This is a genomic window from Paracoccus mangrovi, from assembly GCF_042648425.1.
In the GTDB taxonomy this organism is placed as follows: Bacteria; Pseudomonadota; Alphaproteobacteria; order Rhodobacterales; family Rhodobacteraceae; genus Paracoccus; species Paracoccus mangrovi.
In genome coordinates, this window is record NZ_JBHRXJ010000013.1 from 40,284 (window position 1) to 63,522 (window position 23,239).

Genomic DNA, 23,239 nt, shown 5'->3' on the forward strand with positions numbered 1-23,239 from the left:
CTAAAGCCTGGCCAGCGCGGCCTCGACCTTGCCGGCGGCAGCCTCAAGGTCGCGCAGATCGTCCAGAGCGACCACCGGACCGCGCCCGTCATCATAGCGGGCCCGGTGCTTTTCATAGCGCGGATCATAGTGATCGCGCATCAGCGCCGCCGACAGGCCGGTCCAGTCGCCGGCATGGCAAAGCCCCATCCAGTCCGCGATCCGCTCTGCCGGATGCAGGGGGCGCAGGCTCTGGATGATGGCCGCCACCCGGTCGGGATCGGCGGCGGCATCGGCATAGGCGCGGGCGGTATAGGCGGCGCGCGCCGCAAGCGGGACCGCCAGATGCAGGCGCGGCGCGGCGATGATCGCCGCCCAGATGCCGCGCGGCAGGTTGATCTGGCCGATGCGCGAACTTTCGGCCTCGATCAACAGGGGGCGGCTGGGGTCGATCCCCTCAAGCGCCATGGCCAGCCGGCTTTCGAACAGCTTTTGCGACGGCTGGCCGCCGGGCATGGCGCCGAACAGGCTGCCGCGATGATGGGCCAGACCTTCAAGGTCGATGACCTGATGGCCACGCGCGGCGAGACGGTGCAGGATCTCGGTCTTGGCGCTGCCGGTATTGCCGTCCAGCACGATGACCGGGGCCGTGACCGGGGCCGCGACGCGCGCCACGACCAGCGCCCGCCACGCCTTGTAGCCGCCCTCGATCCGGCCGACGCGCCAGCCGATCTGGGCCAGGATGGTGGCGAATGCGCCCGAACGCTGTCCGCCCCGCCAGCAATAGACAAGGGGCCGCCAGCCGCCGCCAAAACCGGCCAGCGGTCCGGCGATATGGCGCGCGGCATTGGCGGCAACCATGGCGCCACCCAGCTTGCGGGCGTCAAAGGGGGAAACCTGTTTGTAGATGGTGCCGACCTGTGCGCGTTCCGCATCCGACAGGACCGGCAGGTTGATCGCACCCGGAAGGTGATCTTCCGCGAATTCCGAAGGCGCGCGGACATCGATCACGGTGTCGAACCCGGCAAGCACCGGATCCGACAAGGATATCAGACGGATATCCAATCAGTAGACGTAGACGGGGGTGCCGACCGGGATCTGTTCGTAAAGATCCATCACCGCCTCGTTGCGCATGCGCAGGCAACCGTTCGAGACCGCGCGCCCGATCGAGCCCGGCTCGGTCGTGCCATGGATGCGGATCGCGGTGTCATTGCCCTTGGCATCGTAAAGATAGAGCGCCCGCGCACCCAGAGGGTTGGTCGGGCCGCCCGGCATGCCATCGGCCCATTTGCCGTATTGGGCGGGCTTGCGCTTGATCATCGCGGGCGTGGGGGTCCAGCTGGGCCATTCGGTCTTGCGCCCGACGGTGGCGCGGCCTTTCCAGACCAGCTCGTCCTTGCCCACGGCGACGCCGTAACGGATCGCCCGGCCCGGGGCCACGACGTGATAAAGGAAGAAATCCTTCGAAACCACGACGATGCTGCCCACCTCGAAATCGGGGCGAATGGCGACTTCGGTCGGGGCATAGGGGTCGCGGCGGGCCTCGGCCTTCGCGGCAGGCTTGGGCGCCGGTTGCGCCTGCGCCATCACCAGGGTCGGCGCGGCCACCAGCGGCAGTGCGGCCATCAGCATCTGTCTGCGGTTCATCTTTGCGTCCTGAATCCTTGCAATCCTTGTTCAATCGCCTAGCCGCTTGGCGCGGCGGGATCAACTCAAAGCGCCGTGACGGGCCGCTTTGGGACGCAGGCGTGTCCCCGGGGGCACCCCCTTACCGGCCTTTGCGGCGGGGATCATGACGGGACTATCATGTGACAATGCCGCCGATATCCGGCAAATATCGCCCCATGCGCCGCATCACGATGCGGCACCGATTCCGCCGTTATCAGACAAGATGCACCAGATGATGCTGAAAGCCCCCGCCCTCTTTGCCCTGTTGCTGGCCGCGACGCCGGTTGCCGCAGAACCCCTGCGCATCCTCGCCTTTGGCGACAGCCTGACCGAGGGCTACGGCCTCTTGCCCAAGGACGGGCTGGTGCCGCAATTGCAGAACTGGCTGACCGCCCGCGGCCATGACGTGGTCGTGCTCAATGGCGGGCTTTCGGGGGACACGACGGCGGGGGGACGGGTGCGCATCGGCTATTCGGTTGCGCGCCACAAGCCCGATGCCGTCATCGTCGAGCTGGGCGGGAACGACCTGTTGCTGGGCTTTACGCCCCGGTCGGTCGAAAACAATCTGGATTCGATCCTGGATCAGGCCGGAAAGGGCGAAAAGCCCCTGTTGCTGGTCGGCATCGCCTCGCCCGAGCTGAGCGCGGATCAGCAACGCGCCTGGGCCGAGATATGGCCGCGCGTGGCGGCGCGCCACGATGCGCTGTTGATGCCGAACCTGTATCAGCCGCTGTTCGACCTGCCCGGCGACGGCTATCTGGCCATGCTGCAAGAGGACCGGCTGCATGCCTCGGCGGCGGGGGTGCATCTGATCGTCGAAAGCCTTGGCCCCAAGGTCGAAGAGCTGATCGCCCGGGCCGAGGTTCCGCGCTAGGGCTGGGTTTGCGGCGACATGGTCCCATGTCCGGTATGCCCGGCATGGCCGTCATGGCCGGACATGCCGCCCGTCGCGCCGGGTTTGCGGGCATTGTCGACCGGAAGCGGCACCGAAAGCAGGCCGCAATCGCCCAGATCCAGCATCAGCAACAGATCCCGACCATCCGCCAGCGGCTCGTGCAGTCCCATCAGCATGACATGATCGCCGCCACGCGCCAGAACATGGCTTTGCCCCGGCGCAATGGTGATCGGATCTGCCTTGACCATGCGCATCATGCCGTTTTCCTCGCGGCTGGTGTGCAGCTCGGCGCGCGCGGCGGCGTCGGTGCTGACGCCCGACAGGGTGCAGGCGGTATCGCCGGTGTTCCGGATCGTCATGAAGGCCGCGCCGGATTTCGGATTGGCCGCACGGACATAGCCATCGGTGACCCGAATTTCGGCCTGTGCGGCAAAGGGCAGCAGACAGGCCATCAGGATGAGAAACGGCGATTTCATGGGACCCTCGTGGTCGATGCTGGCCGGGACAGGCTAATCCAGCGCCGCCGCCACCGCAGCCCCCGATCGTCCGGCATGCGCGTCACATTCGCGACATGCGCAAACGCAAAAGCCCCGCCATCCCGGCGGGGCGATCTGCATCCATCCAGCGGGCCTCGAATCGACTGGCCCAGCTGGTGGAAAGCGAATCAGGCTTTCGACAGCTCGCGCTTGATTTTCAGCGCACGGTCCGACAGCTCGACATCCTTGGCTTTGGCCAGGAAGGCGTCCAGACCACCGCGATGGTCGACCGAGCGCAGCGCCGCAGCCGAAATGCGCAGCTGGTAGGTGCGGCCCAGTTTCTCCGAGATCAGCGAGACTTCGTTCAGGTTCGGCAGAAAACGGCGACGGGTCTTGTTGTTGGCGTGAGAGACGTTGTTGCCGCTCATCGGGCCTTTGCCGGTCAGTTCGCAAACGCGCGACATGATCTTGTTCCTTCGATTCGATCCAGCGGGCCGGGCCCGCAATATGAAAGGGCGCCGCGTGGCAGCGCCCGGAAATCCGTTTGCGCGGGAATAAGGCCCGTCCACGGGAACGTCAAGCCTTTTCGGGCCGGGCGGGCATGGCTAGGGCGCGCTTTGCCCGGCCGGGGCGCCGAAATGCGCGTCTTCGTGGTCCAGAAGCGCCCTTTTGCGCCACAAACCACCCCCATAACCGGTCAGCGCACCATCCGCACCCAGAATCCGGTGACAGGGAATCACCACCGCGATGGGATTGGCGCCATTGGCCCGCGCCACCGCCCGAACCGCCGAGGGCCGGCCGATTCTCTGCGCCAATTCGCCATAGCTGAGGCGCAGGCCCGCCGGCACGCGCACAAGCTCGGCCCAGACCTTTTGCTGAAACCCCGTGCCCAGGGGCGCCAGCGGCAGATCAAATTCCGCGCGGGTGCCGGCGAAATAGGCGGCAAGCCCGGCCTCGGTCCGGTCGGTCAGCGCGGTGCGGCCGATCCCGATGCGCCCCCGCATCGCGCGCGACAGGCGGCGCATTTCCGTCGCCAGCACCTTGCGTTCGACAAATTCCAGCAGATGCAGCCGGTCCTCGCCGGTGACGCAGATCATTTCGCCCAGCGGGGTGTCGAACCACGCGGCCAGCAGCCGGGGCGCGCCGTCCGGGGCTTGTGGCGCATGACCCAGAAGCTCTTGCAGGCGCAGATGGGGATCGGGGGCGGCGGGCATCACGGCCTAGCGGGGTGGCGGTTCGGACCCGGCCCCAAGCCAGTCCAGCATTCGGGCCGCCGCCGCGGCCGGATCCTCATCGCCGCGCGCCACCGAATCGCCGGTCTCGCGCAGGCGGGCGCGCATTTCGGGCTGGTCGAGCCGGGCCAGAAGGCCGGCGCGCAGCTCGGCCAGGAACCATTGCCGGGCCTGTTCGGCGCGGCGGGCGCGGAAGTGCCCCTGTGCCTGGCGCCAGTCGTTCAGATGCACCATGTCGTCCCAGGCCGTGTCCAGCCCCTGAACCGCGATGGCCGAAACCGGCAGCGCCTTGGGAAAGCCCGGCGGGTCCTGCGGGCGGCGCCGCAACAGCCGCAGCGCGCCCGCGTAATCGGCCACGGTGCGCATGGCGGTGTCGCGCAGATCGCCATCGGCCTTGTTGATCAGGATCAGGTCGGCGATTTCCATGATGCCGCGCTTGACCCCCTGCAATTCGTCGCCGCCGGCCGGCGCCAGCAGCAGCACGAAAAGGTCGGTCATGTCGGCGACCAGGGTTTCGGACTGGCCCACGCCCACGGTTTCGACCAGCACCACATCAAAACCCGCCGCCTCGCACAGGCGGATGGTTTCACGGGTGCGGCGGGCGACGCCGCCCAGTTCCGCCCGCGACGGCGAGGGGCGGATGAAGGCCAGGGGATCGCGGGCCAGCATTTCCATCCGGGTCTTGTCGCCCAGAATCGAGCCCCCCGACCGGGCCGAGCTGGGATCGACCGCCAGCACCGCGACCTTGAGCCCGCGCCCGGTCAGCATCTTGCCGAAGGCCTCGATGAAGGTGGATTTGCCGACGCCCGGCGTCCCGGACAGGCCGATGCGCAGCGCCTCGCGCCGGGGCAGCGCCGCAAGCAGCGCCGTGCCCTGGGCGCGGTGATCGGGGCGGGTGCTTTCGATCAGCGTGATCGCGCGGGAGAGCGCGCGGCGATTGCCGGCGGTCAGCGCCTGGGTCAGATCGTCCATGCGGGCCCTCTGTGGCAATGCGGTCAGCGGGGGCCGACTGCCCCCGCACCCCCGTGGATATTTGGACATGAAAGATATGTAAACGCCGGACGGTTGTGGCGAATGGGCGCGGTGTTTACCTTTGGGCCGGAACAGTTTCGGGGATGCGACATGTGGACGAGACGCGGGCTGATGGCCGGGGGGGCCTTGCTGATGGCGCGGCCGCTTTGGGCGGCGCCGGGGCTGCGGCTGATGATGGTGCGTCGCAAGGGCTGTGTCTATTGCGCGGCCTGGGATCGCGAGATCGGGCCGGTTTACGCCCGTCACCCCTCGGGGCGCATGGCGCCGGTATTCATGGTCGATGTCGAAGGCCCCTATCCCGACGGGCTGGCGCTGGACCGGCGGCCATGGCTGTCGCCGAGCTTTATCCTGTTGCGCGGGGGCACCGAGGTGGCGCGTTTCGAGGGCTATCCGGGCAAGGATCGTTTCTTTGACGTTCTGGACGCGATGCTGGATGAGGCGCGCGCCCTGGGTTGACGGGGTTTCGCGCGGCAAAGGCTTGGGTTATCTGGGGCGCGTAACCTTTTTCAGGAACGGGTCAGCCATGCACGACATCCGCGCCATTCGCGAAAACCCCGCCGCTTTCGATGCCGGTCTTGCGCTTCGCAATCTGCCGCCGGTTTCGGGTGAAATCCTGTCGCTGGATGGGCAACGCCGTGCCGCCATCATGCAGGCCGAATCCGATCAGGCCGAGCAAAACAAGGCCAGCAAGGAAGCCGGCGCCGCCAAGGCGCGTGGCGACAATGCCGAATTCGAGCGCCTGCGCGAGTTTGTTGCGCAGCGAAAGCAATCCGTTGCCGATCTGACCCGGCAGGCGGCAGAGCTGGACGGCAAGCTGCGCGAGCTGCTTTTGGGCATCCCGAACCTGCCGCTGGAGAGCGTGCCGCCCGGCAAGGATGAAAGCGACAATGTCGAGATCCGCCGCTGGGGCAATCCGCGCAAATTCGATTTCACCGCCCGCGAGCATTTCGAGATCGAGGGCGTCCGCCCCGGCATGGATTTCGAGACCGCATCCAAGCTGTCGGGGGCGCGTTTCGTCGTGCTTAAGGGGGGCGTGGCCCGCATCCAGCGCGCGCTGGCGCAATTCATGCTGGACCTGCATATCGCCGAGCATGGGCTCGAGGAAACCTGGACGCCGGTTCTGGTTCTGTCCGAGATGATGGAGGGGACCGGCCAGCTGCCGAAATTCGGCGAAGACAGCTATCAGACCCGCGAAGGCTGGTGGCTGATCCCGACATCCGAGGTGACGCTGACCAATACGGTCAATGGCGACATCGTCGAACACGCCACCCTGCCCCGCCGCATGGTCGCCCATAGCCAATGCTTCCGGTCCGAGGCCGGCAGCGCCGGGCGTGATACCGCCGGCATGCTGCGCCAGCATCAGTTCGAGAAGGTCGAGATGGTCTCGATCACCGATGCCGCGACCGGGGTCGACGAACATGCCCGCATGACCCGCTGTGCCGAGGCGGTGCTCGAGCGGCTGGGCCTGCCTTACCGCACCATCGTGTTGTGCGGCGGCGATATGGGGTTCGGCGCCCGCATCACCCATGACCTTGAGGTCTGGCTGCCCGGTCAGGGCAAGTATCGCGAGATTTCCAGCGTCAGCTATTGCGGCGATTTTCAGGCCCGGCGGATGAATGCGCGTTATCGCCCCGGCGATGGCGGCAAGCCGGAATTCGTCCACAGCCTGAACGGTTCGGGGCTTGCGGTGGGGCGCACGCTGATCGCAGTTCTGGAAAACGGCCAGCAGGTCGACGGTTCCGTCACCCTGCCCGAGGCGCTGCACCCCTATCTGGGCGGCAAGACCCGGCTGGGCGCGGACGGGAAACTGGTCTGAGGCGGGCCAGCCGGGGATAATCCCCGCGCACCCATGCGAAATCAGGAAACCCGGCCCTCATGGCCGGCGTTCCCTGCTTATGTCACGGTTCTGGGCGATATGTCTGGCCTTTGCCACGCTGGCCTTTGTCGCCAGCTCGGCGATCTTTGCGCTGCAACCGACGGGCAGCGGCGGGGCGGCGGTCGCGGATTTCGACGACGCGCTTGGCCTGTTGTCCCTGCCGCCGCATTTCCCACCGGACGCCATGCAGATCAGCCTGTCCGAGATGTTCCTGCGCCCGCGGGATGCGGGGATGGCGGGGTTTCTGGTCATGACCTGGGTCGCGCTGGTCTATATCGCCTTGCGGCATCTGGCCCGGCTTTGGCGGACGGCCCCGCGCGCCACGAATATCGAGACGGGCACGGGCGCGTTCCCCCCGATGCCGCGCCGTGATGGCGCGCATGCGACGGAACTGTCGCTGATCCTTGGGCTGATGCTGGGGGCGATCTGGCCATGGCTGGGCACGGCGCATCCGGCGATCGCCTTTCTGCTGTCGCTGGCGATGCTGGTCTGTTTTCTGGGCGCGGCCTTTCAGGGGCGCGACCGCCCGCGCGGCGAGGCCAGCTCGACATTGGGCTTTGTCACGGGCTGGGCGCTGCTGGCCTGTCTGTCGCTCTTTGCCGCGACGATAGAGCGCCTGGCATCGGTGCCACAGACCGCCGCCGCCGTGCTAGTCGTGCTGATCGCCGCGCTGGTGGCGATTGGCCTGCAATTGCGGCTGGGCCGGCGCATCGGTCTTAGCCTTGCGGTGCTTTGGGGGCTGATCGGCATCGCCGCCGGCACGGTCACGCAGGATGTTGCGGTCGCGACGGCGGCGGTTCTGGGCATTGCGATCATCGCGGTCGGGCTTGTGCGGGCCACGACCTGAGCATCGGGAAAAGCCCGGGCCTCAGGCGCCCTTGGGCTTTTGCCGGTTCTTGTGCTTGCTGAGCGCGCCCGACTGATTGATCTTGTCGGCCTTGTGCCGATAGGGGTTCTTGGTCCCCTGATCGCGGAAAGTCAGCCGGATCGGCGTGCCGGGCATGTCGAAATCGACCCTGAGCCCGTTCACGAGATAGCGCGCATAGCTGTCGGGCAGCTTGTCGGTATGGGTCGCCATGACCACGAAAGCCGGCGGCCGGGTCTTCACCTGGGTCATATAGCGCAGCCGGATGCGGCGACCGCCGGGCGCGGGTGGCGGATGCGCCTCGGTCATCACCGAAAGCCATTGGTTCAGCCGCGCGGTCGGCACCCGGCGGTTCCAGACCTCATGCGCTTTCAGGATGGCGTTGTGCAGCCGGTCCAGCCCCTTGCCCGTCCGGGCCGAAACGGTGACCAGGGGCGCGCCCTTCAGCTGCGGCAGCAGGCGCTCGAACGATTCGCGCAGCTCTTTCAGCTTTTCGGGCTTGTCCTCTTCGAGGTCCCATTTGTTCGCGGCGACGACCACGGCGCGGCCCTCGGTCTCGGCGAAATCGGCGATGCGCAGGTCCTGCTGTTCAAAGGGCACGCCCACATCCAGAAGCACCACCACCACCTCGGCGAAACGCACGGCGCGCAGCCCGTCCGCGACCGACAGCTTTTCGACCTTATCCGTCACCCGCGCCTTTTTGCGCATGCCGGCGGTGTCGAAAATGCGCACCGGGGTGCCCATGAAATCGGTGGCGACGCTGATCGAATCGCGGGTGATGCCGGCCTCGGGTCCGGTCAAAAGCCGGTCCTCGCCCAGGATCTTGTTGATCAGGGTCGACTTGCCGGCATTCGGGCGGCCGATGACGGCGATCTGCAAGGGTTTTTCGGCACTGGGGCGCCAGCTTTCCTCGTCCTCGTCATCTTCGCCATCCTCGACGGCGACATCGGTTTCGGGGGCCTGCTGGACATTCGCGGCCTCGAATTCCTCGGCCAGAGGCAACAGGGCGCGATAAAGATCGTCCATGCCCTCGCCATGCTCGGCCGAGATGCGCAGCGGCTCGCCAAGACCCAGCGCATAGGCCTCGAGCGCGCCGGTCTCGCCGGCGCGGCCCTCGGCCTTGTTGGCGGCAAGGATGACGTGGCGCGCGCGCTTGCGCAGGATATCGGCAAAATATTCGTCCGCCGCCGTCACGCCCACGCGGGCGTCGATGACGAAAAGACAGACATCCGCCTCGTCGACCGCGCGTTCGGTCAGGCGACGCATCCGGCCTTGCAGGCTGTCGTCGTCGGCCATTTCCAGACCGGCGCTGTCCACGACGATAAAGCGCAGATCGCCCAGCCGCCCCTGCCCCTCGCGCAGGTCGCGGGTGACGCCGGGCTGATCGTCGACCAGCGCCAGCCGCTTGCCGACAAGGCGGTTGAACAGGGTGGACTTGCCGACATTCGGCCGTCCGACAATGGCAAGGGTAAAGCTCATCTGAAGGCGATCAACTGGCCGTCATGGCTGACGACGTAAAGGGTCTGGCCGGCCACGGCCGGGGCGGCAGCCGCGCCGCCGGGGATTTCGGCGGTGCCGATCAGCGCCCCCGAGGCCGGATCGAAGACCCGCAGATAACCATCGGACGACGCGACATAAAGCTTGCCCCCCGCAAGAACCGGCCCGTAATGGTTCCAGACCTTGCTTTGCTTGCGCACCACCTGCTTGGTGAAATAGGGCAGCTTCTGCGCCCAGACGCGGGCGCCGTTGCTGGCGTCCAGCCGGACCAGCTGGGCCTGATCATTGACCATGAAAACCGAATTGCCGGCGACCAGCACCGGGCTGGATGCGCCGTCGCGGGCGGACCATTTCTGCGCGCCGGTGGCCAGATCGAAGGCCGCGGTGCGGCCCGAACTGGTGCCGGCATAAACGGTATCGCCGACGATGACCGGATCGCCGGTCACGTCGCGAAACAGCGCGATGGCGCGCCCGACACGCGACCCGGCCACATCGGCCGACCAGATCTGTGCGCCGGTCTCGCGCTCGACCCCGAGCAGCTGGCCCGAGCTATAGGGAAAGACCACCGTATTCCCCGAAACCGCCGGCGCGGCGACGCCCATGACCCCGGCCAGACCTTCGGTCCCGAAAGCGCGCCACAGCACCTTGCCGTCATTGGCGCGCACCGCCCAGGCGGTCGAATCGCGCCCGATCACATAGACCACGCCATTGGCCACGGTCGGCGCGCCGCCGATCGCGGCCTCGACCCGCTGCCGCCATGCGATGCCGCCGGTGCGCGCGTCCAGCGCCACCAGCTCGCCATAGCCAGTGGTGGCGAAAACGCGGTTATCCTCGAATGCCAGGCCCCCGCCCGAGGCGCTGGCGCCGGTTTCCGTCGCAGGCCGCAGATCCACGCTCCAGACCCGGCCGCCGCCGGTGGTGGTGCCGGTGACGGTGGCGCCGCTGTCCATGGCGAACACCATCCCCGCCGCCACGATGGGATCGGCGGTGATGCGGTGACGCCGGTCCGAGGCCGCGCCGATATTCGCGGCAAAGACCCGCGAGGTGCCGGCGCCAATGGCCATATTGCCCGAGACATGCGCCGCGCTTCCCGCGCGCTGCGGCCAATCGGCATTGCCGCGCACCCCCGGCAGGCTGAGCGCGGCGGTGGTGGGCGCGGCCGCGCCCTCGATTGCCGGACCATCGGGCGACAGCACCGCGCGCGCATCCAGCCGCTCGCCCTCAAGCACGACCTCGCGCTGCTGACAGGCCATCAGGGCGGTCAGGCCGGCCATGGCGGCGATCAGGGACAACCTCGTCATCGCAACTTTCTCCATCTGTGCGCGGCTTTCTCCAACAATGCGCGGCGGGGCCGGCGGATCAGTTCACCGGCGGGGCCGGTATGGATTAGTTTACCGGCGGGGCCGGCATGGATTGCGGGCCGGGGCCCTGGTTCGGCTCGGCCTCGGCGCCAAGCGTGATCATCATCTCGGAAAGGCGCCGGCGCAAGGGTTCGGAAAGCCCGTCCTTTTGCTGGATCTGGCCGATCAGGGTGATCGCGTCCTCATTGCGGCCGGCACCGATCAGCGCCACCGCCTTTTGTTCCAGCGCCAGCAATTCATAAGGTGCGCCGGGCTTGGACAGCGCCGACAGGATCTGATCGCGTTCGGCCGCATCCATCGCGGGGCCGGCGACCATCACCGCCTTTAGCATGGCCAGATCATGCAGCACCGGGTCATCCGTCACGCCCGCCGCCGCGGCCTTGAGCCGTTCGGCGGCCTGCTGGGTCTGGCCGGCATCGGCCTCGGCCCCGGCGGCCAGCATTTCGGAAAGCGCCTTGCGGCCGGCATTATCCATCGAATCGACAGCCCCCAGCGCGGCAACGGGATCGCCGTCCTTTTGCGCGGCCAGAACCGCGTCGCCCCAGTTCTGCGCCTGTTGCTGGGCGCGGCTCTTGCTGTATTCGGTCCAGACCGTGCCGCCGACAAGGCCCAGCACCAAAAGGATCGCGATCCAGCCATAGCGGCGGAAAAGGGTGAACAGCCTGTCGCGGCGCAGATCCTCGGTGACCTCGTCGATAAAGCTGTCGTTCTGATTGGCCATGTCGCCCCCGGATGTCTTTCGCGCTGTTCTATACGGGGTTTTACCCGTTTGCCAATGGCGCGCCGCGCCGGGCCTGCCGGATGCTGGCCGCCGTATAGATCGCGATGGCCGCCCAGATCATCGCAAAGGCGATCATGTGCCAGCGCGTCACCGGCTCGCCGAAGACGACCACGGCACAGAGAAATTGCAGCGTCGGGTTCAGATAGAACATCAGCCCCATCGTGGTCATTTCGACCCGCCGCGCCGCATAGCTGAACAGAACCAGCGGGATCGCCGTGATCACCCCCGAAAAGACCAAAAGAAAGGTGATCCCCGCATTGCTGCCGAAGGCCAGCGGCGGGGCATCGGGCAGGATCCCCGCGCCTTGCAGGAGCAGCCAGATCAGCGCCAGCGGCGCCAGCAGCGCCACCTCGGCCGCGACCGAGAGCGTCGGACCCAGCGGCAGCGATTTCTTGATGACGCCGTAAAGCCCCATGGTGGTGGCCAGCGACAGGCTGATCCAGGGGGCGACCCCCAGCCCCCAGGTCAGGGTCACGACCGCCGTCAGCGCCATCAGCACCGCCAGCGCCTGCACGCCGCCAAGCCTTTCGCGAAAGATCACCACGCCCAGCAGCACCGCGATCAGCGGATAGATGTAATAGCCCAGCGAGCTTTGCACGACATGGCCGGCCTGCACCGCCCAGATGAACACCCCCCAATTGGCCGAGATCATCAATGCCGCCAGCGCGATCCGTCCCGCCCAGGGGCCAGTGATCGCCCGCCACAATTCGCCGAGGCGGCGTTGAAAGCCAAGGATGACGAGAAACAGCACCAGCGACCAGAGCGTGCGATGCGCCAGCACCTCAAGCACCGGGACGCCGCCAAGCGCATGATAGAAGATCGGCGACAATCCCCAGGTCGTACAGACCGCGATCATCGCCCAGAAGCCCTTGGTCCATTCGCTCATGCCGCGTCCCCTTTGTCTGGCAAGGGATGGGGCGGATCGGGGCGAAGGGCAAGAGGGGGCGCTGCCCCCGCCGCGCGAAAGCGCGGCTCCCCCGGGATATTTGGGCATGAAAGAGAGGGGCCGGAACGGGCAAGGGCCCGCGCGGTGGCGGGCCCTTGCGTTATAGAGTTCGGCGCGTCGCCGGGTCAGAGGCGCGAGGCCACGTTGTCCCAGTTCACCAGCTTGTCGAGGAAGTTGGTCAGATAGGCCGGACGTTTGTTGCGGAAGTCGATGTAATAGCTGTGTTCCCACACGTCGCAGCCCAGAAGCGCGGTCTGGCCATAGCAGAGCGGGTTCACGCCGTTTTCCGTCTTGGTGATTTTCAGGCTGCCGTCCTTGTCCTTGACGAGCCAGGCCCAGCCCGAACCGAACTGACCGGCGCCGGCGGCGGCGAATTCTTCCTTGAACTTGTCGACCGAGCCGAAGGCGGCGGTCAGCGCGCTTTCCAGCGCGGCGGGGATGGCGCCGGGATTGGGGCCCATCATTTCCCAGAACTGGCTGTGGTTCCAGTGCTGGCTGGCATTGTTGAAGATGCCGTTCTGGGCGACCGCGCCATCCTTGAAGGTGCCGGTCACGATATCCTCGAGCGATTTGCCTTCCCATTCGGTGCCGGCGATCAGCTTGTTGAGGTTGTCGACATAGGCCTTGTGGTGGATGTCGTGATGGTATTCCAGCGTCTCTTTCGACATGCCGCCGGCAGCCAGCGCGTCATGCGCATAGGGGAGGTCGGGAAGCGTGAAGGCCATTTTCGATTTCCTTTCCATGAATTTCGGATTGTGTTCTGGCATGGAACCCGCGCGGGGGAAAGCCCTTGTCGGCGGCTCAACGCAGGCCGGCGGACGGGGGTTCCGGGATGCGGGACTATTGCCCGGGCGAGCCGCAGATGCCGGTGCCGGTCATGGTGTTGTCATACCCTTGGGCGGTGGCGGTGATCCGGGCGCGGCCATCGGATTTTTGCACGGTCAGGCGATACTCGAGCCGCGCGGTGCGTTGGCCGGCCGCGTTGCGTACCCCCGCCAAAGCCCAGCCATAGCTGCGGCTGTTGCGGTCATCGGCCACGATCTGGGCCTGAATCGGGCGGCCGACGAGGTTTTGCAGCACGGCGTCAAAGACCTCGATCCGGCCGGTGCGGGGGCCGGCGACCTGACGCGTGAACATCAGGAAATCGGGCACCCAGCCGGTGCCGGATTCGTCGATCATCTGGCACATCATCACCACCGGGCGCTCGCCCGCCGGGCGCGGCCGGGTCTGTGCATCCGCAGGCAAGGCCGCGCCCAGGGCAAGCGGCGTCAAGGCAAGGATCAGGGCAAGGATCGGGCTTGGGCGCATGGCATCTTTCGCTGGCTCATGCCCCTCACATAACCCGGGCGGGCGCCAAGGCAAGACCCGCTAGCGCGGATCGAGCTGTGAGCCGGGCACCGCCGCCCCTTCGAGCAGGCCGCGCAGGTAATCCCCGACCGAGCGAAAGCCGATCAGCACATAGCCGCCCGGTTCGCGCCAGATGCCGCAGGCGGCCTGCGCGGCGCGGGTGCGGCGCAGCCCGTCCTCGGGCATGCCGGCCAGATCGGTGGGACAAAGCTTCATCAGGACCTGCACCGCCCGCGCGCCCTGAATGCGGAACACGGCGCGCATATCGCTTACGTCCAGGACCAGCGCATGTTCGGTCGACAGCGCGTCGGTCAGCGCGGCCAGCGCATCGGCAAGCTCGGCGCGCGGCAGCACCAGCAACAGCTCGTCGGGCGACATCCAGCCAAGCCGGCGGGTGCCGTCCGAGGTCACCCGCCCCTCGTCGGGGATCGCCAGCCCGGCGGCGCCCGCGATGGCGTCGCCCGCGCGGGCCAGATCGGCGCGGATCTGGATCATGCCCAGATCGTCCACCTGTGTAATCCTTGCCAGCGCCTCAGCCATTCGCCCGGCTCCCTTCCTTGTCGTAAAAGACCGGATCGACGATCCGCGCCTTATAGCTTTCCTGACCCTCGACGGGGAATTCCAGCACCTCGCCCATGCGGTCGGGGCCGTGTTTCACCAGGCCCATGGCGATGGGCCGGCCCAGCGTCGGCGAGATATAGGTCGAGGTCACGCGCCCCTGCACATTGCGTTGGCGATTGCCGTTGACGCCATCGGCCACCGCATAGACGCCATCGGGCAGCATGCGGCCATCGATGCTTTCCAGCCCGACCAGTTTCCAGCGGTCGGGATCGGTCATGTGGCTGCGTTCCTGGGCGCGCTTGCCGATATAGTCGGGCTTTTTCTTGGAAATCGCCCAGCCCATGCCCAGATCCTGCGGGATCACCGTGCCATCGGTTTCGTCGCCGATCATGATGAAGCCCTTTTCGGCGCGCATGATATGCATGGCCTCGGTGCCATAGGGGGTGATGTTCAGGTCCGCGCCGACCTCATGCAGCTTTTCCCAAAGCTCCAGCCCGCGGCCCGCCGGGACCGCCACCTCGAACGACAATTCGCCCGAAAAGCTGATGCGATAGACGCGGGCCGGGATGCCGGCGATTTCGCCCTCGGCCCAGCCCATGAAGGGCAGCGCCTCGGGGGAAAGATCCATTCCGCCCAGCCGTTCCAGCACCTCGCGGGCCTTGGGGCCGACCACGGCGATCTGTGCCCATTCTTCGGTCACATTGGCGGTATAGACCTTCCAGTCCCACCATTCGCATTGCAGCCAGTCCTCGAAATGGCCGTGCATGCGGTCGGCGCCGCCGGTGGTGGTGTGCACCAGCCAGGTGTCGTCCGACAGGCGCGCGGCCACGCCATCGTCGATCAGAAAGCCGTTTTCGTTGCAGATCAGCCCGTAACGGCATTTGCCGACCGGCAGCGTCGACATCATGCCGGTATAGATCATGTCGAGGAATTTCCCCGCATCCGGCCCCTTGACGATGATCTTGCCCAGCGTCGAGGCGTCAAGCGTGCCGACCGAGGCCCGCACCGCAAGGATTTCGCGCGCCACCGCATCGGCATGGCTTTCGCCCGCGCCGGGATAGCAATAGGCGCGGCGCCAGTGGCCGACCGGTTCCCAATAGGCGCCGCGCGCCTGATGCCAGGCATGGATCGGCGTCTTGCGCAGCGGCTGGAACAGATCGCCGCGCGCCTCGGCGGCGATGGTGCCGAGGGTCAGCGGCGTATAGGGCGGGCGGAAGGTGGTCGTGCCGGTCGCCGGAATCGGCTGGTTCAACGCCCCCGAGAGCACCGCCAGACCGTTGATATTGCTGACCTTGCCCTGATCGGTTGCCATGCCAAGCGTGGTATAGCGCTTGGTATGTTCGACGCTTTGATACCCCTCTTGCGCGGCAAGCTCGACATCCGAGACCTTCACGTCGTTCTGAAAGTCCAGAAACATCTTGAACTTCATCTTGCGGGTGGCATGGGCCGGCATGACCCAGACCGGCATGATCGCCGATTCCGCCGCAGCCCCCGTCGCATCTGCCAAAAGCAGATCGCCCGCGGCCGCGCCGACACAGGACGCCATCGCCCGGCCATCAGCGCCGGTCGGCGGCCGGTTCGGGTCGGGGGCGAACATGGTCTGGGCATCGTTCCAGTTCAGCTTGCCGCCGCAATGGCTCCACAGATGCACGACCGGGGACCAGCCGCCGGACATGGCGACGCAATCGGCGGCGATTTCCTCGGTCACCACGCCGGAACCGGAATGGGCGCAAAGCTTGACGCCCTCGACCGCCTGCCCGCCCTTGACGCCGGCGATGGCGGCATCGGTCAGCACGCGGATGCCGCGCGCGCGCGCCGCCTGTGGCAGCGCGCCATCGGCGACGGCGCGGGCATCGACGATCACCGGCACCGCAAGCCCGGCATCCAGCGCCGCCAGCGCCGTGCGATAGGCATCGTCATTATTCGCCACCACCACGATGCGGCGGCCCGGCGCCACCCCGTAATCGCCGATATAGTCGCGCACGGCGGAGGCCAGCATCACCCCCGGCACGTCATTGCCGGCAAAACTCAACGGCCGTTCCAGCGCGCCCGAAGCCACCACCACATGCCCCGCCCGGATCCGCCACAGACGCTGACGCGGAATGCCGGCATTGGGGTCGTGATCGGCCAGCGCCTCGCGCGCCAGCAGATAGCCATGGTCGTAAAGCCCGGTCGCCATGGTGTTGCGGCGCAGGTTCACATTGGGCAGCGCCCGCAACTGCGCGACCAGCGCATCGACGCGGGCCTGTCCATCAGCGTGATCGGTGGGGGTGCGGCCGCCGAAATGCGGGCTTTGTTCCAGCACCCAGACGGATTTCCCGCTCTGCGCCGCATCGAGCGCGGCCGTCAGCCCGGCGATGCCGCCGCCCGCCACGACCAGATCGACATGGGCATAGGCCTGTTCATAGCGGTCCGGGTCGGCCTCGGTCGGGGCCTTGCCCAGCCCGGCCGAGCGGCGGATCACCGGCTCGAACACATGTTTCCAGAAGCCGCGCGGGTACATGAAGGTCTTGTAATAGAACCCCGCCGGAAAGAAGCGGTAAAGCCAGCTGTTCACCGCGCCCACATCCGCCGTCAGGCTGGGCCAGCAATTCTGGCTGCCCGCGACCATGCCGCCGATCAGGGGCGTGGTGGTGGCGCGCTGGTTCGGCTCGAACCGGCCGCCCTGACCAAGACCCAGCAGGGCGTTCGGTTCCTCGGCGCCGCTGGCGATGGGGCCGCGCGGGCGGTGATATTTGAAGCTGCGCCCCATCAGCATCTGGCCATTGGCCAGAAGCGCCGAGGCCAGCGTATCCCCCGTCACGCCGCGCAGCTGGCGGCCGTCAAAGCGGAACGGCAGCTGATAGGCGCGGTCGATCAGGCGGCCGCCCGAGGGCAGGCGGAAAGGTCCGGTCTGGGTCATGCTTTCGGGCTTTCGTCGGGGGTGGCGGTCGTGTCGGTCCAGTCGGGGCGCCAATCGGGACGCGCGGCCCGGATGGCGGCGACGACCTCGGCGGGGGGGTGGGGGTTCTGCGCGCGATAGGTGGCGAAAACCTGCAAGGTCGCGGTGTCACGCGCGGCCAGAAACCACTTGCCGCAGCCATAGGCATGGCGCCAGCGTTCGAAATGCACGCCCTTGGGGTTCTTGCGCGCAAAAAGATAGGCCTCGAATTCGGCATCCGTCGAGCCGGGGCCATAGCGTTTCAGATGCGCCTCGCCGCCCGGGGCCAGTTCGGTTTCCTCGGCGGCGATGCCGCAATAGGGACAGGTCAGGGTCAGCATCTCTTACTCCTTCGGCGGCAGGTCGGCCACGCAGTCAAGCGCCCGGCCGGTCAGGCGGGCGCGCGTGGCATCATCGAAAAGCTGGGGGTCGTGCAACCAGACATAGCCGGGCATGGCGCGCCCGCCATGAATCATGGGGGTGGTGCCGGACATGGCCAGCGCATCGTCATTGCGGGATTTGCCCACCCGATACATGCCGCGCCCCTGACGGGCGGCGCAGATCATGTTGCCATGGGCAAGAAAGCACAGGCCGCCGAACATCGGCATTTCCGACAGGCCGGGCAGATCGCCCAGATCGTCGCGCATCGCCTGTTCCTGACCGGGATCGCGCGTCATCGCGCCCACCCCGCCAGACATACAGGAACCGAGGGACAGAACGTCCCCCAGCCCTCTGTAGAGAAGAAACCGGCAGATGCCGGAAAGGCTTGCGCCTTAGTTGGCCGGCGCGGCGGGTTCGGCCGGAGCAGGCTCGGCAGGGGCCGCAGGCTCGACGCTGACCGCGCCAGCGGTCGGATCGGCGGCCGGCTCAGCGGCAGGTGCGGTTGCGGGCGCGGTTGCAGCCGGCGGCTCGACCGGGGCAGCCTGATCCGGCGCAGTCCCCGAGGACATGAACCAGTAGACGACGGCAAGCACGACGACGACAGCGCCGATGATGAGCCAGAGATTGCTCTTGTTCTGTTCGGCCATGAAGAAAACTCCTTGGTCATGGTGACATGCCCCCACAATGCGCAGGAGGCGAAAGAGTTTCCCAGCGGTTGCACGAATGTTTTCGCCACCATCGCGATATGGGCGAATTCCGGCCCAGAATGGCCGGCATCAGGCAAGTTCCTGCCCGGCCTGTGCGCCGCTGCGCGCATCAATGCGCCACCCCCGCGGCGACGCTTTCGTCGATGAAACGCCCCTCGGCAAAGCGGTTCAGGCCGAATTCTGCGGCCAAAGGCCCCGGCTGGCCGCGCGCGATCAGATCGGCCATCGCCCAGCCCGAACCGGGAATGGCCTTGAACCCGCCCGTGCCCCAGCCGCAGTTCACGAAAATGTTTCCGACCGGGGTCGTCGACAGGATGGGCGAGCGGTCGCCGGTCATGTCGACGATCCCCCCCCATTGCCGCAGCATCTTGAGCCGCGAGAGCATCGGGAATGTCTCGATCAGGGCGCGGACGGTTTCCTCGACATGGTGCCAGCTGCCGCGCTGGGTATAGTTGTTGAAGCCGTCGGTGCCGCCGCCGATCACCATCTCGCCCTTGTCGGATTGCGACAGATAGCCGTGGACGGTGTTGGCCATGATGACCAGATCGCAGCAGGGCTTGATCGGCTCGCTGACCAGCGCCTGAAGCGCCAGCGATTCGATGGGAAGCCGGAACCCCGCCATTTCCGCCAGAACCGAGCTGTGGCCCGCAACCACCAGCGCCAGCTTGTCGCATTCGATCCGGCCCTTGCCGGTATTGACCGCGACGACCTGGCCATTCGCGGTCTCGATGCCGTTCACCTCGCAGTTCTGGATGATGTCCATGCCCATGGCGCTGCACGCCCGCGCATAGCCCCATGCCACGGCGTCATGGCGCGCGGTGCCGCCGCGTTCCTGATAAAGCCCGCCCAGAACGGGATAGCGCGGCCCCTCGATATTGATGATGGGCAGAATGTCCTTGATGCGCTTGGGGCTGATCCATTCGGTCGCCACGCCCTGCAACTGGTTGGCATAGACGGTCCGCTTGTAGCCGCGCACCTCATGTTCGGTCTGCGCCAGCATCAACAGGCCGCGCGGGCTGAACATCACGTTATAGTTCAGATCCTGCGACAGGTTTTCGTAAAGTTTCAGCGCCTTGTCATAGATCGCGGCCGAAGGATCCTGCAAATAGTTGCTGCGGATGATGGTGGTGTTGCGGCCGGTATTGCCGCCGCCCAGCCAGCCCTTTTCGATCACCGCGACATCGGTGATGCCAAAGTTCCGGCCAAGGTAATAGGCCGTCGCCAGGCCGTGCCCGCCGGCGCCCACGATGATCACCTGATACTTCTTCTTAGGCGTGGGGCTGGTCCATGCGCGTTTCCAGCCGGTATGCAGGCGCATCGCCTCGCGCGCGATGGCAAAGACGGAATAACGGCCGGTGCTGGCGCTGGGTTTGGGGGCGGACATGGCGGAACCTCTTGCGACTCGTCGCGACCAGAGTGGGGCCAGCGCGGGCCGCGGGCAAGCCGGCTTGCGACGGCGCGATTGTCGAATCGCGACAGGGTCGGGCGCATATCTCCCGCGTGCCTCGCGCGCGCAGGCGCGGCATGGCCGCGCATTTGTCGCAGTGCTTTGGCTTTTTCTGCGGCGCCAAACCCGCTATCTAGCGGCGGAAGCAATTGGGGAATGCGATGTTCTGGATCATCTGTGCCGCATTGGTGGCTGTCGTCGCCATTGCCATCGTGGCACCGCTCATGCGGGCGCGCGGCCTTGCGGCCGAACCCGCCGCCGCCTTCGATCTGCGCATCTATCGCGACCAGCTGCGCGAGGTCGAGCGCGATCTGGAACGCGGTGTGATCGAGCCGGCCGACGCCGAACGGCTGCGCATCGAAATCGGCCGCAAGGTGCTGAATGCCGACCGCGCGCTGGAACGCGAAACGGCGGCCCGGCGCGCGCCGCGCGCCGTGGTCGCGGTCGGTGTGCTTCTGGTCCTGCTGGCGGGCAGCATCGCGCTTTACCTGCAACTGGGCGCCCCCGAACGCCCCGATGAACCCATTGCCCGCCGCATCGCCGAGGCGCGCGCGATCTATGACAAGCGCCCCAGTCAGGCCGAGGCCGAGGCCAGCGCCCCCAAAAGACAGCCCGCCGAACCCGATGCCGAATATGCCGCCCTGATCGAGCGCCTGCGCGAGGCCGTCAAGGCCAATCCCGAAGATCCGCGCGGGCTTGAGCTTCTGGCCGAACACGAATCCCGTCTGGGCAATACCGTCGCCGCCAAGGACGCGCAGGCGCGGCTGGTCGCCCTGCGCGGGGATGCGGCCAGCGCCACGGACTGGTCACGCCTTGCCGCGCTGACGGTCGAGGCCGCAGGCGGTCTGATCACCTCGGATGCGGAAACCGCCATCACCCGCACGCTGGAACGCGATCCGCACAATCCCCAGGCCCGCTTCATGACCGGACTGCTGGACATCCAGAGCGGCCGGCCCGATCTGGCCTTCCCGATCTGGGCACAGCTTCTGGCCGAAGGGCCGGCGGATGCCCCCTGGATGATGCCGATCCGCGCCTCGATCGGGGATCTGGCATGGTTCGCGGGCCGCCCCGATTATACCCCACCCGAAACAGGCGGAGGCGGCGACGCAACGGCCATGCGCGGCCCCGACGCCGGTGCCATGGCCGCCGCCGAAAACATGACGCCCGAGGAACGCCAGCAGATGATCCAGGGCATGGTGAAAGGGCTCGAAGATCGCCTGTCCAGCCAGGGCGGGACGCCACAGGAATGGGCGCGGCTGATCGGCGCGCTGCCCGTCATCGGCCAGGCAGATCACGCACAGGACATCCTGACCGAGGCGCGCGCCCGCTTCAGCAGCGACGCCGAGGCCCTGAAAGTGATCGAGACGGCCGCAGAGCAGGCGGGCCTGAAATGATCTGCGCCACCATCGAGGAATTTTCCGCCGCCCTGCCCCGCGCCGGCGCGATCGCCGGTCTTGATCTCGGCACCAAGACGCTGGGCGTCGCGGTCAGCGACGGGTTGCGCGGCGTGGCCTCGCCGCTGACCACGATCCGGCGCAGCAAATTCACAGCCGATGCGCAGGCCCTGCTCAAGATCGCCGAAGACCGGGCGCTGGTCGGGCTGATCCTGGGCCTGCCCCGCAATATGGACGGAAGCGAAGGCCCGCGCGCCCAGTCCACGCGCGCATTCGCCCGCAATCTGGAACGGCTGACGCCGCTGCCGATCAGCTTCTGGGACGAACGCCTGTCCACGGTCGCGGCCGAACGCGCGCTCCTGGAAGGCGACACTTCGCGCAAACGCCGCGCCGAGGTCATCGATCAGGTGGCGGCGGGCTATATCCTGCAAGGCGCGCTGGACCGGCTGCGCCATATCGGCTGAGTGGCGCATCCGTCCCGGGGCTCTGCCCCGGACCCCGGGATATTTGGACATGAAAGAGGGGAACGACCGCCCCCCTCTTTCATGCCTAAATATCCTGGGGGAGCGCGGAACGCGCGGGGGCAAAGCCCCCATCGGGATCGGCCATCAGCGCACGATCACGCGCACCTCGCGGATGGCCGCCTTGAGACGCATGCGCGTTTCGGTCGGTTCGCGGGCGACGGCATCCAGCATGGCGCGCATGTCACCGCGCAGCCCGTGCAGCTGATCGACCAGCGACATCACCAGGCCCAGCGCCTCTTCGTCGAGGTGGTAGCCTTCGGTCAGATCGACGACCAGATGCAGCCGCGCAAGATCCAGTTCGCGAAACAGCGGGCCGGTCTCGGATTGCACCGGCACCACGACGCCGGCCCGGATATAGCGGTCCAGCTGAGCACGATCGAGGTCCTCGATAACCGAAAGGGTTTCGGTCAGGGTATAATGCCGCTGTGTCATTTGCCCCTCCTTGGATCATAGGCGTGAGTCTGGCGCCATTGTTCCATAAAATTTGACAGATCATCATCGATTTTCGGCGGCATGACGATTTTCAGAACGACATGCTGATCGCCGCGCACACCCGCCGCGCCCTTGATGCCACGGCCTTTCAGGCGCAGCTTCTGACCCGAGCTGGCGCCTTTCGGAATGGTCAGCATGACCGGGCCGTCGATGGTCGGGGTTTCGACCTTGCCGCCCAGCACGGCGGTGTCGATGGTGATGGGCAGGCTGATTTCCAGATCGTCGCCATCACGGCGCCATTCGGGATCCTCGGCTACGATCAGGGTCAGCAGCGCATCCCCCGCCTCGCCATCGCCATAGCCCGCACCGCCCTTGCCGCGCAGCCGGATGACCTGACCGTCATGCGCGCCTTCGGGGATCTTGACGCTGAGTTCGCCGCCATCGGGCATGGTGATCCGGGTCGAGCCACCGCGCGCCGCGGTCATGAAGTCGATTTCCAGCGTGAAGCGTTGGTCCGGGCCGCGCATGTCAAAGCTGCGCGCCCCCCCGCGCCGCCCGCCGCCTGCGCCCGCGCGCTGGCCGAACAGATCCGAGAACACGCCCGACAGATCGTCGAAGCCCTGTTCCTGACGATAGGGGTTGTCGCCCGCCTCGGCATATTCGCGATAATAGTGGCGCTGGGGCCGTTCCTGACCCTGGGCGTCGATTTCGCCGCGATCAAAGCGGGCGCGCTGATCGGGATCCTTGAGCAGGTCATAGGCCGATGAGGCGGCCTTGAACCGTTCATGGGCCGCCGGATCGGGATTCAGATCCGGGTGATCGGTCTTGGCGATCTTGCGATAGGCTTTCTTGATATCGTCCTGGCTGGCCGTCTTGGCCACCCCCAACGCTTTGTACGGGTCATCGGCCATCGCCGGT

The 23,239-nt window shown here is 66.9% G+C and carries 26 protein-coding genes; 6 read left to right on the top strand and 20 right to left on the bottom strand.

The annotated features are described in order from the left end of the window. Both mnmH and ACFOMH_RS15780 read right to left on the bottom strand, forming a co-directional pair. Positions 1-1,044 carry a tRNA 2-selenouridine(34) synthase MnmH gene (mnmH, locus tag ACFOMH_RS15775; protein WP_377745671.1) on the bottom strand — a complete coding sequence of 348 codons (1,044 nt, stop codon included), beginning with the start codon at positions 1,042-1,044 and terminating at the stop codon, positions 1-3. Continuing rightward, positions 1,045-1,626 (bottom strand): L,D-transpeptidase, encoded by a 582-nt coding sequence (locus ACFOMH_RS15780; protein WP_374425600.1) that lies wholly within the window; start codon positions 1,624-1,626, stop codon positions 1,045-1,047. It lies immediately after the preceding gene. 253 nt (positions 1,627-1,879) lie between these two features. Between ACFOMH_RS15780 and ACFOMH_RS15785 the strand changes: the two genes are divergently transcribed. Further along, on the top strand, positions 1,880-2,521 hold the full coding sequence (locus ACFOMH_RS15785) for an arylesterase (protein WP_377745673.1): 642 nt from the start codon (positions 1,880-1,882) through the stop codon (positions 2,519-2,521). On the opposite strand, the gene ACFOMH_RS15790 is transcribed toward ACFOMH_RS15785, so the two are convergent. The 4 genes from ACFOMH_RS15790 to meaB form a co-directional block, all read right to left on the bottom strand. Beyond that, positions 2,518-3,018, bottom strand: coding sequence for a copper chaperone PCu(A)C (locus ACFOMH_RS15790; RefSeq protein WP_377745675.1), 501 nt, complete (start codon positions 3,016-3,018; stop codon positions 2,518-2,520). The two genes, ACFOMH_RS15785 and ACFOMH_RS15790, sit on opposite strands and share 4 nt — an antisense overlap. Positions 3,019-3,206: 188 nt before the next feature. After that, positions 3,207-3,482, bottom strand: a complete 276-nt coding sequence (gene rpmB, locus ACFOMH_RS15795; protein ID WP_374425597.1) for a 50S ribosomal protein L28 — start codon at positions 3,480-3,482, stop codon at positions 3,207-3,209. A gap of 141 nt (positions 3,483-3,623) precedes the next feature. Further along, on the bottom strand, positions 3,624-4,232 hold the full coding sequence (locus ACFOMH_RS15800; RefSeq protein WP_377745768.1) for a methylated-DNA--[protein]-cysteine S-methyltransferase: 609 nt from the start codon (positions 4,230-4,232) through the stop codon (positions 3,624-3,626). A 6-nt stretch (positions 4,233-4,238) separates the two neighbouring features. Beyond that, positions 4,239-5,222 carry a methylmalonyl Co-A mutase-associated GTPase MeaB gene (meaB, locus tag ACFOMH_RS15805; protein WP_377745677.1) on the bottom strand — a complete coding sequence of 328 codons (984 nt, stop codon included), beginning with the start codon at positions 5,220-5,222 and terminating at the stop codon, positions 4,239-4,241. A gap of 150 nt (positions 5,223-5,372) precedes the next feature. On the opposite strand from meaB, the gene ACFOMH_RS15810 reads away from it, so the two are divergent. From ACFOMH_RS15810 to ACFOMH_RS15820, 3 genes are all read left to right on the top strand, one after another. Further along, positions 5,373-5,738 (top strand): SoxS protein, encoded by a 366-nt coding sequence (locus ACFOMH_RS15810; protein WP_377745679.1) that lies wholly within the window; start codon positions 5,373-5,375, stop codon positions 5,736-5,738. A gap of 67 nt (positions 5,739-5,805) precedes the next feature. Next, positions 5,806-7,098, top strand: a complete 1,293-nt coding sequence (gene serS, locus ACFOMH_RS15815; RefSeq protein WP_377745681.1) for a serine--tRNA ligase — start codon at positions 5,806-5,808, stop codon at positions 7,096-7,098. A 79-nt stretch (positions 7,099-7,177) separates the two neighbouring features. Continuing rightward, positions 7,178-8,005 (top strand): hypothetical protein, encoded by an 828-nt coding sequence (locus ACFOMH_RS15820; protein WP_377745683.1) that lies wholly within the window; start codon positions 7,178-7,180, stop codon positions 8,003-8,005. A gap of 21 nt (positions 8,006-8,026) precedes the next feature. On the opposite strand, the gene der is transcribed toward ACFOMH_RS15820, so the two are convergent. The 12 genes from der to ACFOMH_RS15880 all read right to left on the bottom strand — a co-directional run bounded on the left by der (position 8,027) and on the right by ACFOMH_RS15880 (position 19,908). Continuing rightward, on the bottom strand, positions 8,027-9,502 hold the full coding sequence (der, locus tag ACFOMH_RS15825) for a ribosome biogenesis GTPase Der (RefSeq protein ID WP_374425591.1): 1,476 nt from the start codon (positions 9,500-9,502) through the stop codon (positions 8,027-8,029). Next, positions 9,499-10,821 (bottom strand): PQQ-like beta-propeller repeat protein, encoded by a 1,323-nt coding sequence (locus ACFOMH_RS15830; protein ID WP_377745684.1) that lies wholly within the window; start codon positions 10,819-10,821, stop codon positions 9,499-9,501. The genes der and ACFOMH_RS15830 overlap by 4 nt, the downstream gene beginning before the upstream one ends. 85 nt (positions 10,822-10,906) lie before the next feature. Further along, on the bottom strand, positions 10,907-11,602 hold the full coding sequence (locus tag ACFOMH_RS15835; protein WP_374425589.1) for a tetratricopeptide repeat protein: 696 nt from the start codon (positions 11,600-11,602) through the stop codon (positions 10,907-10,909). 40 nt (positions 11,603-11,642) lie between these two features. Beyond that, complete coding sequence (gene rarD, locus ACFOMH_RS15840) at positions 11,643-12,548, bottom strand: EamA family transporter RarD (protein ID WP_374425588.1); 906 nt, start codon at positions 12,546-12,548, stop codon at positions 11,643-11,645. 185 nt (positions 12,549-12,733) lie between these two features. Next, complete coding sequence (locus ACFOMH_RS15845) at positions 12,734-13,333, bottom strand: superoxide dismutase (protein ID WP_374425587.1); 600 nt, start codon at positions 13,331-13,333, stop codon at positions 12,734-12,736. Positions 13,334-13,448: 115 nt separating this feature from the next. After that, positions 13,449-13,916 carry a hypothetical protein gene (locus tag ACFOMH_RS15850; RefSeq protein WP_377745687.1) on the bottom strand — a complete coding sequence of 156 codons (468 nt, stop codon included), beginning with the start codon at positions 13,914-13,916 and terminating at the stop codon, positions 13,449-13,451. Positions 13,917-13,976: 60 nt separating this feature from the next. After that, on the bottom strand, positions 13,977-14,495 hold the full coding sequence (locus ACFOMH_RS15855; RefSeq protein ID WP_374425585.1) for a sarcosine oxidase subunit gamma: 519 nt from the start codon (positions 14,493-14,495) through the stop codon (positions 13,977-13,979). Beyond that, positions 14,488-17,418 (bottom strand): sarcosine oxidase subunit alpha family protein, encoded by a 2,931-nt coding sequence (locus tag ACFOMH_RS15860; RefSeq protein ID WP_377745689.1) that lies wholly within the window; start codon positions 17,416-17,418, stop codon positions 14,488-14,490. The genes ACFOMH_RS15855 and ACFOMH_RS15860 overlap by 8 nt, the downstream gene beginning before the upstream one ends. Then, complete coding sequence (locus ACFOMH_RS15865; protein ID WP_377745691.1) at positions 17,415-17,777, bottom strand: sarcosine oxidase subunit delta; 363 nt, start codon at positions 17,775-17,777, stop codon at positions 17,415-17,417. Before ACFOMH_RS15865 ends, ACFOMH_RS15860 begins: the two co-directional genes overlap by 4 nt. 3 nt (positions 17,778-17,780) lie before the next feature. Continuing rightward, complete coding sequence (locus ACFOMH_RS15870; RefSeq protein WP_377745693.1) at positions 17,781-18,113, bottom strand: TfoX/Sxy family protein; 333 nt, start codon at positions 18,111-18,113, stop codon at positions 17,781-17,783. A 96-nt stretch (positions 18,114-18,209) separates the two neighbouring features. After that, positions 18,210-18,464: a hypothetical protein gene (locus ACFOMH_RS15875; protein ID WP_374425581.1), complete on the bottom strand. Its 255-nt coding sequence runs from the start codon at positions 18,462-18,464 to the stop codon at positions 18,210-18,212. A 169-nt stretch (positions 18,465-18,633) separates the two neighbouring features. Beyond that, complete coding sequence (locus ACFOMH_RS15880; RefSeq protein WP_377745695.1) at positions 18,634-19,908, bottom strand: sarcosine oxidase subunit beta family protein; 1,275 nt, start codon at positions 19,906-19,908, stop codon at positions 18,634-18,636. Between the two features lie 224 nt (positions 19,909-20,132). On the opposite strand from ACFOMH_RS15880, the gene ccmI reads away from it, so the two are divergent. Further along, on the top strand, positions 20,133-21,365 hold the full coding sequence (gene ccmI / locus ACFOMH_RS15885; RefSeq protein WP_377745697.1) for a c-type cytochrome biogenesis protein CcmI: 1,233 nt from the start codon (positions 20,133-20,135) through the stop codon (positions 21,363-21,365). Continuing rightward, positions 21,362-21,829 (top strand): Holliday junction resolvase RuvX, encoded by a 468-nt coding sequence (gene ruvX / locus ACFOMH_RS15890; RefSeq protein WP_377745698.1) that lies wholly within the window; start codon positions 21,362-21,364, stop codon positions 21,827-21,829. Before ccmI ends, ruvX begins: the two co-directional genes overlap by 4 nt. Positions 21,830-21,973: 144 nt before the next feature. On the opposite strand, the gene ACFOMH_RS15895 is transcribed toward ruvX, so the two are convergent. Further along, complete coding sequence (locus tag ACFOMH_RS15895; protein WP_374425577.1) at positions 21,974-22,321, bottom strand: hypothetical protein; 348 nt, start codon at positions 22,319-22,321, stop codon at positions 21,974-21,976. Continuing rightward, positions 22,318-23,232, bottom strand: coding sequence for a DnaJ C-terminal domain-containing protein (locus ACFOMH_RS15900; RefSeq protein WP_374425576.1), 915 nt, complete (start codon positions 23,230-23,232; stop codon positions 22,318-22,320). The genes ACFOMH_RS15895 and ACFOMH_RS15900 overlap by 4 nt, the downstream gene beginning before the upstream one ends. Between the last annotated feature and the right edge of the window lie 7 nt (positions 23,233-23,239).